We start from the raw sequence: 13,771 nt of genomic DNA, 5'->3' as shown, positions 1-13,771 counted from the left end.
TTAAAAAGCCTCGTTGTACTCTGGGACTGCGGTAATACGCCAGTCCTGACCAATTGCCCGTATATCGGTAATGTGTAATTGAATATTTTGCGCCATGCGATCCATGCCCGGTAAATGAAATACGGCTCTGGCCGCATCCCCCATCAGTTTTGGTGCCACATAAAAAATCATTTCATCAATTAATTGTGATCGTAACAAAGCACCATTTAAAACTGCACCTGCTTCGACCATTACTTCATTAATTTCACGCTTGGCCAATACAGCCAGCATACCGCTCAAATCAACCTGATTGTTTGGCGCAGGTAATACAATGGTTTCCACATCAGCGCGAACCATTCGCTCACAAGCGGTAAACAACAATACTTTAGCGTCATTGAGGATCCGGGCTGAAGTCGGCATACGCAGTTCACTGTCGACGACAACTTTTAGCGGCTGACGGATGCTCTCACCATGAGGATACCAGTCATCTACATGTCGAACGTTAAGTAACGGGTCATCTGCCAGTACCGTACCGACCCCTGTCAGGATCGCTGAGCTGCGAGCCCGGAGTTTCTGTACATCGGCACGCGCTTCAGCGCCGGTTATCCATTTACTTTCTCCTGAAGCCATTGCGGTGCGGCCATCAAGACTCATCGCCATTTTACTTCGTACATAGGGTCTGCCGAGGCGCATACGTTGAATGAAGCCTGGATTTAATTGTTCCGCCTGGGATTGCAAAATCCCCTGATGGACTTCAATACCCGCGTGTTCAATACGTTGAATACCCGTTCCAGAAACAACCGGATTCGGATCAGTCATTGCAACAAATAAACGTTTGATACCCGCACGGATTAATGCATCAGCACATGGCGGAGTTCGTCCAAAATGACTGCAGGGCTCAAGGGTTACATAACAATCTGCACCTTCTGCATCATGTCCGGCATCATGCAGAGCATTTATCTCGGCATGTGCTTCTCCGGCACGATGGTGCCAACCCTGGCCGATTATCTGATCATTTTTTACAATCACACAGCCAACGCGAGGGTTTGGATCTGCTGTATATAATCCTTTCCAGGCAAGTTGTATTGCCTGTGCCATAAATTGTTCGTGTTGGCTCATTGGGAATGCCTCCACAGATTAATGTTCGTTATGATTGTAATCGCATTCGAATGATGCGTTGGAACAAACTGGTGCTGACCGTAAGATTCAGCTGTCTTTGTCAGATAATGCACGATTTTCCATACGTTCAATTTCTTCCCGAAACGCATTCACATCCTGAAAACTTCGATAAACAGATGCGAATCGGACATAAGCTACTTCATCCAGTTCACGTAATGCATCCATTACCCAATCACCCACAAGACGACTTTGCACTTCTCTTTCACCCGTTGCCCATAAGCGTCGAGTGATAGTTTTTACGGCATTATCAATAGCGTCAATGCTGACCGGGCGTTTTTCCAGGGCCCGCATAATGCCCGCGCGTAATTTATTTTCATCAAACGCTTCACGGGTGGCATCACGCTTAATCAACCTTGGCAAACTCAGCTCAGCGGTTTCATAAGTGGTAAACCGCTCATTACATTCCTGACACATACGACGTCGTCGAATCGCATCTCCCTCAGAAGAAAGACGCGAATCGACGACTTTTGAATCTTCAGCTCCGCAAAACGGGCAACGCATCAGTCAGCTCAAACTTATGAATAAACTGGCAATCGTTTGCAGATCGTCATTACTTTGTCACGAATAGCTGCAATCACTTTTTCATCACCATGACTATCAATAACATCACACATCCAGCCTGCCAAATCGGTGCAATCCTGCTCGCTGAAGCCACGTGTTGTAACCGCAGGTGTTCCGACACGAATACCAGAGGTAACGAATGGTGATTGTGGATCATTAGGCACAGCATTTTTATTGACCGTAATATGGGCATTACCCAACCAGGCATCAACTTCTTTACCAGTCAAACCAGCTTCAATAAAGCTGACCAGGAACAAATGGTCATCGGTTCCTTTAGAGACTACATCATAGCCACGTGCCATAAAGACTTTGGCCATCGCCTGGGCATTTTTCACAACTTGCTGTTGATAGGTTTTGAACTCCGGCAACATTGCTTCCTTGAAAGCAACTGCTTTTGCCGCAATGACATGCATTAATGGCCCACCCTGAAAACCAGGGAAAACGGCTGAGTTCAGCTTTTTCTCAATTTCAGGATTGGATTTGGCCAGAATCAGACCACCACGCGGGCCTCTTAATGTTTTGTGAGTCGTTGTGGTTGTCACATCAGCGATTTGGACCGGATTTGGATACAGGCCTGCAGCGACCAAGCCGGCAATATGAGCCATATCAACCAGTAAATATGCACCGACTGAATCCGCAATATTACGGAATTTTTGCCAGTCGATAATGCGAGAATAAGCCGAAAAACCGGCAACGATCAATTTAGGCTGATGTTCTTTTGCCAGTCGTTCAACTTCACTGTAATCAATTTCACCAGAATCACTACTGATGCCATAAGCCACGGAGTTATAGATTTTGCCAGAAGCACTGACTTTTGCGCCATGAGTTAAATGACCACCGTGTGCCAGACTCATGCCCAGAATCATATCACCGGGTTGCAATAAAGCCAGATAAACTGCAGCATTGGCCTGTGAACCTGAATGTGGTTGCACGTTAGCGTAATCAGCACCGAATAAAGCTTTTGCTCGTTCAATAGCCAAATCTTCAGCGGTATCAACGTGTTCACAACCGCCATAGTAACGTTTACCGGGATAACCTTCTGCGTATTTGTTGGTTAACAATGAGCCCTGAGCTTCCATCACCCGTGGGCTGGTATAGTTCTCAGAAGCAATTAATTCGATGTGATCTTCCTGACGCTGTTCTTCAGCAGAAATTGCCTGAAACAACTCGTCATCAAAATCAGCAATGCTCATGTTTTTTTTGTACACAGTTTTCCCCTGTAGCGGCTGTAAATGCCCGCATATTGTATCCCACAACGCACGTAGCATCTATGTAAGAATAGACTTTTTAATTCATCCAAACTGGAGTCATTATGAAAATAGGTATTCTTGGTGGTGGCCTTATGGGAAATGCCCTGGCACAACACCTTCTCACCCAACAATGTGAGTTGAGTATTTACAATAGAAGTATTGAAAAAATTGCAGATTTAAACACACATGGCGCCCGTATCTGTAGTGCTGCCAGTGAAGCTGTTGAAAAAAGCGAGATTGTCGTTTTACTGTTAAGCGATGCCGATGCTATTGCTACCGTTTTAGACAGTGTTGCGCCCGGCGCATTTATGGATAAGTTGTTTATCCAAATGGGTACGATCGCACCACAACAGTCGCAGCACATTGAACACCAGCTAAACAATGCCGGTGCAGAATATCTTGAGTGCCCGGTCTTAGGAAGTTTGCCAGAAGCGCGAAGCGGCAAACTGATTCTGATGGCAGCTGGAACAGAGGATAATTATCAACAGGCGCTTCCTTTATTAAAAATGATTGGCGAAACGCCTCGATATATTGGAAGGACTGGCCAGGCAGCGACCATTAAGTTAGCGTTGAATCAATTAATTGCTGGCCTTACAGCAACCTTTTCATTAAGTCTGGCCTTGATTGAAGAGAATGGGATTGACGTTGATCAATTTATGCAGATTTTGCGTGAAAGTGCTTTATATGCTCCAACCTTTGATAAAAAGCTGGATCGTATGCGCAATCGTGATTTCAGCGATCCTAATTTCCCGACCAAACATCTTGCAAAAGATACTCGTTTATTTCTCGAGGTTGGGGAGCAACTTCGTCTTGATACCAGTGCATTAGAAGGTATCAGTCGATTACTGGATAAAACAATTGCTATGGGTCTGGAGAATACTGATTATTCGGCAATATATGCCGCGATTTCACCTGATAGAAAATAATTCCATGATCAAAAACGCCCTCTGTTAGAGGGCGTTTTGATAAGGCTTACAACAGGAATTACAAGCTAAACAAATCACGGCGAATAATCGTTTCACAGCGGTCGGGACCGGTGGAAATAATATCAATCGGCACACCGGCCAAGTCCTGAATCTTGTTAATATAATTACGAGCATTTTCCGGCAAGGCATCAAACTCAGTGATACCCAAGGTGGAGTCCTGCCAACCAGGCATATCAATATATACCGGTTCACATCCCTCAAACTCATCAGCACTCAGTGGCAGAACGGTTACATCTTCTCCATGGCGTTTGTAACCAATGCATAAGCGAATCGTTTCCAGTCCGTCCAGTACATCCAGTTTTGTTAAACATAAACCGGTAATGCTGTTAATCCAGCTGGCACGGTTTAGCGCCACCATATCAAGCCAGCCACAACGACGATCACGACCGGTTGTCGAACCTTTTTCGTGTCCCTTTTCAGATAAATGTTTACCAATGCCACAGCTTAATTCTGATGGAAATGGACCTGCGCCGACACGAGTAGCATAGGCTTTGGTAATACCCAATACATAATCAATATGACAAGGTCCAACACCCGCACCCGTTGCGCTACCACCGGCAGTCGTATTGGATGAAGTGACATAAGGGTAGGTTCCGTGGTCAATATCCAGCAACGCGCCCTGAGCACCTTCAAACATCACGCGATCACCGTTGAGATAATATTGCTGCAGCATAGCCGGAATATCGGCAATCATTGGCAACAGTACATCACGCATGGCTAAAGTTTCATCACGTACCTGTTCAAAACTCACAGGAGCAGCCTGATAGTAATTTATCAAGGCAAAATTATGAAAGCTGACAACTTCACACAGTTTTTCCACAAATTTTTGCTCGTTAGCCAGATCGCCAAGCCGCAGCCCCCGACGAGCCACTTTATCTTCATAGGCTGGACCGATGCCTCGGCCAGTGGTGCCAATCGCGTCTTTGCCACGGCGTGACTCTCTGGCGACATCCAGCGCTACGTGATAAGGCAGAATCAACGGACAGGCAGCACTGATTTTAAGACGCTGGCGAACCGGAATACCATTGGTTTCCAATTCGTTCATTTCTTTGATCAATGCTTCTGGCGATAGCACCACACCATTACCAATAAGGCATTGAACATGTTCACGCAATATACCGGACGGTATCAGATGCAAAATGGTTTTTTTGCCCTCAATAACCAGGGTATGTCCTGCATTATGTCCGCCTTGAAAACGCACAACGGCAGAGACACTGTCGGTTAACAGATCAACGACTTTGCCTTTACCTTCATCACCCCATTGGGAACCAATTACTACAATATTTTTAGCCACGCGTGTTATTTCCTGTATCGACCACTTGCCAGCGGCCATCTTGTTGAATCAATGTTTTTTCAGTTTGTGTGGTACTGCCAGGTAAATCAAATACAACAATATTTCCCTGTTCACGTAAGTTTGAGACCAATTCAAGCTGTTGCTGATCAGTTGACCATTGCGTCGCTATAACCTGACGTTTTTCAGTTGGTTTGGGGAAACTGGTTACCAGCTTTTTCAGATCCAGGCTGAAGCCAGTCGCGGGCTGAGCGTGACCGAAATCCTGACCAATATCGTCATATCTGCCACCTAAGGCAATCGCCTGTGCCGAATTTGACTGATAAGCCGCAAAAACCACTCCCGTATGGTAGTGATAGCCTCGAAGCTCTGCCAGATCAAAATTCAATTGAATCTCTGGTAACCGTTGTTTTGCCATCTCAGCAAGAACAACCAGTGTGTCGAGTGCTTTTAATACCGAATCAGGGGCATCCTGTAATATTCGTTTTGCTTTATCCAAAACGCTGACGTCACCATTCAACTCGGATAGGGCCGCCAACATATTACTAGCGTTTTCAGCAATAGCGTAACCTGATAATAAATGCAGTATTTCCGGCAAGGCTTTGCGTTGCATGGCAGAAAACAATGCCTGCTCTTGCTCATCATCCAATTCTGCATAATCAGCTAATCCACGATAAATACCAACATGACCAATATCTAAAGAGATTGAACCTGAAACCCCACTGATCTCCAGTAACTCGACCATCAGTTGGATACTTTCCATATCACTTTCTGGACCAGCATGGCCGTATATTTCAGCCCCTAATTGGATCGGATTACGTGAACTGGCCTGACCAGCCGGCAATGTATGCAATACGCTACCGATGTAGCAAAGACGTAATACATCTGAATTATCGCGTAAACGATGGGCAGCGATTCTGGCAACTTGGGGAGTCATATCAGCGCGAATTCCAAGCAATCGGCCGGATAACTGGTCTATCAATTTAAAGGTTTGCAGATCCAGGGTTTTTGCGGTGCCGGTTAATAAGGAATCCAGATATTCAACCAGAGGCGGTACAACAAGCTGGTAGCCCCAACTTTGCATACGATCAACCAACAGCCGATGCATTCGTTCCAGCTGTGCAGCCTCTTCAGGCATTAATTCATCGATGCCCTCAGGGAGCAACCAACTTTCTTTTAGTGTCATGTAAATTAATTAACCCAGTATAAAATCAACAGGCCAGCCAGCATACTCAGCAATCCTGTTATGCGTATTTGCTGATCCGTCATTGTGGCAATTTGGAGTATGGCTCGCCTTAATGCTGTGGGATTAATAAACGGCAAAATCCCTTCTATAATCAACATTAATGCGGTGGCGAGCCATAGACTCTGAATCAGTGAGTCACTCACTGTTCCAATGTATTCAAGTCACTAAAACTGCTGAAGAAATCACCTTTCGGTTCAATGACCAGCATGTCATCTCCTTGGAAGATATGCTTGTATGCACCTAAACGGCGATAGAATGAATAAAAATTCTCATTCTGACCATACGCATCGGCATAGATTTGGGTTGCAATCGCATCACCTTCACCACGTAACATTTCTGATTGGCGATTTGCCTCAGCCAGTATTACGGTACGTTGTCTGTCTGCATCTGAACGGATTTTTTCTGCTTCTTCTGCACCGCGTGACCGTAAATCTTTCGCTACCCTTTCACGTTCAGCTTCCATCCGCGTGTAAACCGATGAACTTACTTCAGTAGGCAAATCAATACGCTTAATGCGGACATTAACAACCTCAATACCAAACTCGTTTGAAATCCTGTTTGCTTCATCCATCAAGCCACTGACCATCTCAGAACGTTCACCAGAAACCACTTCCTGAATCGTGCGGCGCCCAAATTCGGCACGTAGCCCATCTTTGATAATCTGGGATATGCGTAATTTGGCGCTTTCTTCATCTCCACCCATCGAAGTGAAGTAATCAGCAACATTGGAAATACGCCATAGGACAAAAGAATCCACAATAACGTTTTTCTTTTCGCCGGTCAGGTATCGTGCTGGTGTGGCATCAAGACTGAGAATACGACCATCGAAACGACGAACTTCATTCACAAATGGAATTTTGAAATGAATACCCGGCTCAAAGTCAGCATGTTCAATTTGACCTAAACGAAGCAATATAACGCGCTCACGTTCATCCACAAAGAAGATGGCAGAACTCATCGTGATCAATGCCAGGACAACAATAAAAATAATTGTAGTAAATTTAGAACTCATGATTATCGTCCTCCCCGGCTACGTGATCCATCTTGATCAGAAGAACTTGTTGTGGATGTAGTGGTGCTATTACCCGTTGTCGGGTAATTCAAGTTATTTAAATCTACACGAGGAGCATTACCACCACTGCTACGCATTCTATCCAATGGCAAGTAAAGAACATTGTTTCCACCGCTATCAATATCTACCATTACTTTCTGACTGCGACTGTAGACAGATTCCATAGCATCAATATAGAGACGTTCCTGGGTGATTAACGGGGCTTTCTCGTATTCGGTCATAACCTGAACAAAACGACTGGCTTCACCATTTGCTTTGGCAACCACCTGACTCTTGTAAGCTTCAGCTTCCTGAATATCACGGAAGGCCTGCCCGCGAGCCCTTGGGATAATATCATTTGCGTAGGCTTCAGCTTCATTCTTCTGTCTGACTTCATCTTCACGTGCTTTGACCACGTCTGCAAAAGCTGACTGAACCTGCTCAGGCGGTTGAACATCCTGCATACTGACACTGGTAACTGTCAAACCGGTAGCGTGAGCATCCAGCATGGCTTGCAAGCGTTGCTCAGTCCGAGTGGCAACTTCACTCCGCCCCTCAGTTAATACAAAGTCCATTGTCGATTGCCCAACAACTTCACGAACAGCACTTTCCATCATCTGACGGAGAATGGTGTCTGGAGTACGAACATTAAACAAATACTGCGCCGCATCGTTAATGCGATATTGGCCAGCAATCTTTAAGTCGACAATATTTTCGTCATTCGTCAACATCAAAGACTCAGACAAAACATTACTTTCTGGTCTGCCACCTGCAGAACGATAACCAATCTCAACAGAACGTATTTTTGCAACATCAACCACTTCAACTTTATCGATTGGATAAGGGAAATGCCAGTGAGGACCAGGCATAGCTGTGTGACTGTATTGACCAAAACGTAAAACCACACCGCGCTCGGCAGGTTCGACAATATAAATTCCGGATAGCAACCAAACCAGTAAAATAATAGCGGCGATTAAGCCAGCGCCGATTGAACCGGCTTTATTATTATTGCCTTCTGGCGGTTGAGTATTATTTCCACCACCTTTGCCACCAAACATTCCGGCAAACTTACGCTGTAGGTTTTTTACTACTTCATCAAGATCAGGGGGGCCATCATTGCCACCACCACGCTTACCCCATGGGTCTTTATCACCACTACCGGGTTCATTCCAAGCCATGTACCGCTCCAAAATTTAATTTATGATTTTCAATGTGGAAACCGAATGAATCTATTTTACGGACATGGTTGCCGATAGCAACCAAAAGTCCGTTTTAATTGACTGATTCAATCGCTGAGAGTTGCTCAGGAAAATATTCTTGTAATGCCATCCTCAATAGATCCAAGCCTTCACCTGTTTGCGCAGAAAGCCAGATACGACGTATTTTTCCTTGCTGATCCCGTTCAATTTTCGGCTGAACATTTTCCAGGCGATCAATTTTGTTATAAATAATCAATTGCGGTAACTCGTCAGCACCTATCTGTTGCAGGACATCGTCAACATGTTTCATCAACTCATCCCTGTCGAGTGCAGCGGCATCTACAACATGTAACAACAGAGAAGCATCCCGTGTTTCTTCCAAAGTGGAACTGAAAGACTCAACTAAATCATGGGGAAGCTGACGAATGAATCCGACTGTGTCAGCAATTATCAGAGGTTCAGTTTCTGCTAACCTTAATCGGCGTAACGTAGGATCCAACGTAGCGAATAAACGATCGTCAGCATAAACATCAGCAGCCGTCATTCGATTGAAAAGTGTTGATTTTCCTACGTTGGTATAACCGACCAAAGAAACAACCGGCACACCGGCACGTTGTCTTGAGCGTCTTCCCTGATCTCGTTGTGAACGCACTTTATCAAGGCGCTTCTTAAGGGATTTGATGCGTTGTCCAAGCAGCCTTCTATCTGTTTCTAACTGAGTTTCACCGGGACCACGTAAACCAATACCCCCTTTTTGTCTTTCCAAGTGAGTCCATCCACGAACCAGCCGTGTGGAAAGGTGCTGCAATTGTGCGAGTTCTACCTGAAGTTTACCTTCATGTGAGCGGGCTCTTCGAGCGAAAATATCCAGAATCAGACCGGTGCGGCCTAATACACGGCATTTTAACCGCTGTTCAAGATTACGTTCCTGACTGGGAGAGAGTTCGTGGTTAAAAATCACTACCGCAGCATCATTGGCTGCTACAAGTTCAGCTATTTCTTCTACCTTGCCTGAACCGGCGAAGTACTTTGAATCAGGCCGCTGACGTTTGCCATGCACTACGGCTGAAATATTGGTACCTGTTGAATTAACCAATTCAAGGAATTCCTGTTGTTTTTCATCAAATCCCCGATCATTAAAATCAAGGTGAACTAAAACAACGGATTCCTGTTCGGAATTCTCTTCAAAAGCTGCATTGCTATCAGGCCGATCAAACAATCAATAAACTCCCTTATTCTTCTTGGGTTATCTGAACATTTCTTGCAGGAACAATAGTCGAAATGGCATGTTTATAGACCATTTGATTCACTGAGTTTTTCAGTAAAATGACAAATTGATCGAAGGAATCAATCTGACCCTGTAGTTTAATGCCATTGACCAGATATATTGAAACTGAAACATTTTCTCGACGTAATGCGTTTAAAAAAGGATCCTGCAAGGATTGGGCTTTGGCCATTGTCGACTCCATCGTTGTTATTATTGTTAAATTTCAAATAGTATATTAGGCATTCTAAAAGGCTGCACAGAATCGTCAAGCATTATCGGATGTAGCCAGCTTGTAACGTATAAAATCCAATACCTGTTGTTCTGGTAAATCTGTACTGCTGTCAAACCAAACACCATCTTTTTGAGCTCTTAACCAGGTCAGCTGACGTTTCGCCATTTGCCTTGTAGCAATAATTGCTTTTTCAATAAAGGTGGCTTCGTCATACTCTCCGCGCAGAAAAGACCATGCCTGTCGGTAGCCTACAGCCCGAATTGATGGCAATGCTGGATGCAGATCTTCACGCCGATACAGTTTTCTGACTTCATCAATAAATCCAGCTTGCATCATTGTTTCGTATCTTTTGGCGATTCGTTGATGCAGAATTTTTCGATCAAAAGGCGATAGAATTATTTTTATGACTTCATAGGGCAATAAAAAATCTGAATATTTGGTTAATTCAGTTAATGATTTCCCAGAAATCTCATAAACTTCCAAGGCACGTAATAATCTTTGCGGATCATTATTATGAATACGTTTTGCCGAAACAGGATCTATTTTGGCCAGTCGATCATGCAAATACGGCAAGCCAAATTGCTGAAGCTCATTCGCCAGTTTTGATCGGACTTGTGCGTCAGCTTCTGGTAACTCTGCAATGCCATATTGCAACGTTTTAAAATACAGCATCGTCCCGCCAACCAGTAACGGAACTTTTCCCCGCTGGGTAATATCATCCATTAACGCCAACGCATCCTGACGAAATCTTCCCGCAGAATAAGCCTCTGTAGGATCAAGAATATTCACCAGATGATGAGGATACTTCTGCAACGTGAGTGCATCTGGCTTGGCTGTACCAATATCCATCTGCTTGTAAACAAGAGCAGAATCAACACTGATAATTTCTACGGGAAGATTCTGAGCAAGAAATATTGCCAGCTCTGTTTTACCTGCGGCCGTGGGCCCCATTAAAAAAATGGCTGGTGGCACAGCTTGGCCAGACAACAAATCGATAATTACCCTTGCTTCATTGAGTCAAAAAACTCAACATTGGTTTTAGTCGATTTTAGCCTATCCATCAGAAATTCCATTGCTTCAATGGGTTCCATTGGAGCCAGAATCTTACGTAAGATCCACAGCTTCTGAAGATCTTCTTCATTAGTCAGTAATTCTTCACGACGGGTACCGGAACGTGTGACATTAATCGCAGGATAAATACGACGGTCAGCCAATTTACGTTCAAGTAATACTTCCATATTACCGGTACCTTTAAACTCTTCGAAAATAACCTCGTCCATGCGTGAACCGGTTTCAATCAGAGCCGTTGCAATAATGGTTAAACTTCCACCTTCTTCAATATTTCGGGCCGCGCCAAAGAACCGTTTAGGACGTTGCAGCGCATTTGCATCGACACCACCAGTAAGGACCTTACCGGATGAAGGCGAGACTGTATTGTATGCACGCGCTAAACGGGTAATTGAATCTAACAGAATAACGACGTCATGCTTATGTTCTACAAGGCGCTTCGCTTTCTCAATGACCATTTCTGCAACTTGCACATGACGTGTTGCCGGTTCATCAAAGGTACTTGAGACAACCTCTCCTCTTACAGAACGCTGCATCTCGGTGACTTCTTCCGGACGTTCATCAATCAATAATACAATCAGATCGCTTTCAGGATAATTTGAGGCGATTGATTGAGCTATTGATTGCAAAATCATGGTCTTACCAGATTTTGGTGGCGCGACAACCAAACCACGTTGCCCTTTACCAATTGGTGCAGCTAAATCGATAATACGAGCTGTCAAATCCTCAGTACTGCCATTGCCACGCTCAAGATTAAATCTTTCATTGGCAAACAATGGAGTGAGGTTTTCAAAGGGGACTTTGTTACGAGAGTTTTCTGGTTTTTCGTAGTTGATCTCATCAACTTTTACTAAAGCAAAATAACGTTCACTGTCTTTAGGTGGACGAATTTTACCTTTAATAGTATCGCCAGTTCTTAAGTGAAATCGGCGGATTTGGCTGGGTGAAACATATATATCATCTGGCCCAGCGACATAGGAGTCTTCGGGCGAACGTAAGAAGCCAAAACCATCCGGTAATAATTCTAAGACGCCCGTAGTGTAGACGTCATCGCCTTGTTTGGCATGTGCTTTAACAAGTGCAAATATTAGTTCTTGTTTTCGATTGCGGGCAAGGCCCTCAAGATTCATGGATAGTGCAAGTTCCATTAATTCAGCAGCGGACTGCTTTTTCAGTTCTGTCAGATTCATGTATTACCTAAAATGGGTTTTAAAATCAGGATTACCTTGGATGCGCGCGGAGAACGCGATTATGTGAAGTATGGGAGATTTAACCAGAAAATTGTCGGTAAGATTATCAGTAATTATTAAAACCGTCCAGCATTTTTAGGAAAAAACTCCCTAAATATAAAAAGACCCACGCAAATAGTCTCGTAATGAAACTTATACTAGATTGGTTTTGTTCTAAATAGGTAAAATCAATTTTTCAAAGGTTCAATCAATGAAACAGATGTCTGCATTTTTCGTGACAAGTTTTGTACTGGTTTTACTGTCCGGTTGCAGTAATATCCCAAAGCAAATCTCGACCGCTCCAAGTAATGATCTACAACTTAATGAAATCCAGGGGCAGATTGAAAACTTTGCCAATCAGGATGTTCGCTGGGGTGGCGAAGTAGTGAGTGTAGAAAATAATAATGATGCTTCAATCCTGCAAATTGTTCAATATCCACTTAATCATTACGGTAAACCAGTTACAAGTCAATCAAGTGCTGGTCGTTTTCTAGCAAGAACAACTGAATTTATTGATCCTGTTGTTTACAAAAAAGGGACGTTACTGACTTTTACCGGCACCCTAAATGGAATGGAGACAAGAAAAGTAGACCAGAAAGAGTTGATCATGCCTGTTCTAGAAGTTTCATCAATGTATAAGTGGCAACTGTATCAACCAATTCAGCGAGATCCTTTTTATGATCCTTTCTTTTATAACGGTTTTTATCCCTATAATGGATACTATAATAGGTATTGGCAATATCAACGATTTGGTTATCCTTACTATTATTGGTGAATAGATAACGTTGCTATGAAAGGTTTATTTTGTCTTACATCAAATCAAGTTTAGGAAGATCTCGTCTCATTAAACTGCGCCTTTTTTTATCTTCAAATGGCTAACTTTTAGCTCACGTGTATATCACTCAATAACTCTGATATCGACTTGGTGTTTTATATAAAAGCGCGACATTTATTCACAGGTATGTGATGTATGCCGATAACGCAGGAGCAGTTATCGGTGACCTACTTTATCAGCCACCTCCCTGTGGCTGCCCCTACGGGCTCGCTTCGCTCATGCAAAACCGCTTATCTCCCTGGACGGAGTGTATGCAAAGCCATGTCTGGAACATGGCTTGTCCCGGCGATAATGTCACATGGGGAGTCACATGCTCAGGCAGGATAACGCAAACCTTCAAGCCAAAAAAAAGAGCCCATCCGATTGGATGGGCTCTTTTTTTGTATTAAAGCCTGGCA

Annotated in this window: 13 protein-coding genes and 1 pseudogene; 2 read left to right on the top strand and 12 right to left on the bottom strand. The window is 44.0% G+C overall.

Annotation, left to right across the window (positions count from 1 at the left end):
• The 3 genes from ribD to glyA all read right to left on the bottom strand — a co-directional run bounded on the left by ribD (position 1) and on the right by glyA (position 2,927).
• A complete protein-coding gene (gene ribD / locus B4F66_RS05510; protein WP_292357691.1) occupies positions 1 to 1,098 on the bottom strand; it encodes a bifunctional diaminohydroxyphosphoribosylaminopyrimidine deaminase/5-amino-6-(5-phosphoribosylamino)uracil reductase RibD in 1,098 nt (365 codons plus the stop codon).
• Positions 1,099 to 1,185: 87 nt separating this feature from the next.
• Positions 1,186 to 1,659, bottom strand: a complete 474-nt coding sequence (gene nrdR / locus B4F66_RS05505) for a transcriptional regulator NrdR (RefSeq protein ID WP_292357693.1) — start codon at positions 1,657 to 1,659, stop codon at positions 1,186 to 1,188.
• A gap of 14 nt (positions 1,660 to 1,673) precedes the next feature.
• Entirely contained in the window at positions 1,674 to 2,927 is a 1,254-nt protein-coding gene (gene glyA, locus B4F66_RS05500) for a serine hydroxymethyltransferase (RefSeq protein ID WP_292357695.1), read from the bottom strand.
• 104 nt (positions 2,928 to 3,031) lie between these two features.
• Here glyA and B4F66_RS05495 point away from each other — a divergent pair, with 104 nt between their 5' ends.
• Positions 3,032 to 3,895: an NAD(P)-dependent oxidoreductase gene (locus B4F66_RS05495; RefSeq protein ID WP_292357696.1), complete on the top strand. Its 864-nt coding sequence runs from the start codon at positions 3,032 to 3,034 to the stop codon at positions 3,893 to 3,895.
• Positions 3,896 to 3,953: 58 nt separating this feature from the next.
• Here B4F66_RS05495 and B4F66_RS05490 read toward each other — a convergent pair whose 3' ends face one another.
• The 9 genes and pseudogenes from B4F66_RS05490 to rho form a co-directional block, all read right to left on the bottom strand.
• The gene (locus B4F66_RS05490) at positions 3,954 to 5,249 is read right to left on the bottom strand and encodes an adenylosuccinate synthase (protein WP_292357698.1); all 1,296 of its coding nucleotides are present in this window, start codon (positions 5,247 to 5,249) and stop codon (positions 3,954 to 3,956) included.
• Positions 5,242 to 6,432 (bottom strand): ATP phosphoribosyltransferase regulatory subunit, encoded by a 1,191-nt coding sequence (locus B4F66_RS05485; RefSeq protein ID WP_292357700.1) that lies wholly within the window; start codon positions 6,430 to 6,432, stop codon positions 5,242 to 5,244. The genes B4F66_RS05490 and B4F66_RS05485 overlap by 8 nt, the downstream gene beginning before the upstream one ends.
• 5 nt (positions 6,433 to 6,437) lie before the next feature.
• Entirely contained in the window at positions 6,438 to 6,635 is a 198-nt protein-coding gene (locus B4F66_RS05480) for a DUF2065 domain-containing protein (RefSeq protein WP_292357702.1), read from the bottom strand.
• Complete coding sequence (gene hflC, locus B4F66_RS05475) at positions 6,632 to 7,504, bottom strand: protease modulator HflC (RefSeq protein ID WP_292357704.1); 873 nt, start codon at positions 7,502 to 7,504, stop codon at positions 6,632 to 6,634. The genes B4F66_RS05480 and hflC overlap by 4 nt, the downstream gene beginning before the upstream one ends.
• A 2-nt stretch (positions 7,505 to 7,506) precedes the next feature.
• Entirely contained in the window at positions 7,507 to 8,721 is a 1,215-nt protein-coding gene (gene hflK / locus B4F66_RS05470) for an FtsH protease activity modulator HflK (RefSeq protein WP_292357706.1), read from the bottom strand.
• A 94-nt stretch (positions 8,722 to 8,815) separates the two neighbouring features.
• A complete protein-coding gene (gene hflX / locus B4F66_RS05465; protein WP_292357708.1) occupies positions 8,816 to 9,961 on the bottom strand; it encodes a ribosome rescue GTPase HflX in 1,146 nt (381 codons plus the stop codon).
• Between the two features lie 28 nt (positions 9,962 to 9,989).
• Positions 9,990 to 10,199: pseudogene (gene hfq, locus B4F66_RS05460) on the bottom strand (RNA chaperone Hfq); the annotation flags it as partial.
• Positions 10,200 to 10,274: 75 nt separating this feature from the next.
• Positions 10,275 to 11,192 (bottom strand): tRNA (adenosine(37)-N6)-dimethylallyltransferase MiaA, encoded by a 918-nt coding sequence (gene miaA / locus B4F66_RS05455; protein ID WP_292398496.1) that lies wholly within the window; start codon positions 11,190 to 11,192, stop codon positions 10,275 to 10,277.
• Between the two features lie 47 nt (positions 11,193 to 11,239).
• Positions 11,240 to 12,499 carry a transcription termination factor Rho gene (gene rho / locus B4F66_RS05450; RefSeq protein ID WP_014707466.1) on the bottom strand — a complete coding sequence of 420 codons (1,260 nt, stop codon included), beginning with the start codon at positions 12,497 to 12,499 and terminating at the stop codon, positions 11,240 to 11,242.
• Between the two features lie 250 nt (positions 12,500 to 12,749).
• On the opposite strand from rho, the gene B4F66_RS05445 reads away from it, so the two are divergent.
• Positions 12,750 to 13,313 carry a Slp family lipoprotein gene (locus B4F66_RS05445; protein ID WP_292357713.1) on the top strand — a complete coding sequence of 188 codons (564 nt, stop codon included), beginning with the start codon at positions 12,750 to 12,752 and terminating at the stop codon, positions 13,311 to 13,313.
• The last annotated feature ends 458 nt before the right edge of the window (positions 13,314 to 13,771 follow it).

Origin of the sequence: Methylophaga sp. UBA3603 (assembly GCF_002375335.1) — a bacterium.
Taxonomy (GTDB): domain Bacteria; phylum Pseudomonadota; class Gammaproteobacteria; order Nitrosococcales; family Methylophagaceae; genus Methylophaga.
The sequence above is the reverse complement of the archived record's forward strand: the minus strand, read 5'-3'. Positions and strand labels throughout refer to the sequence as shown.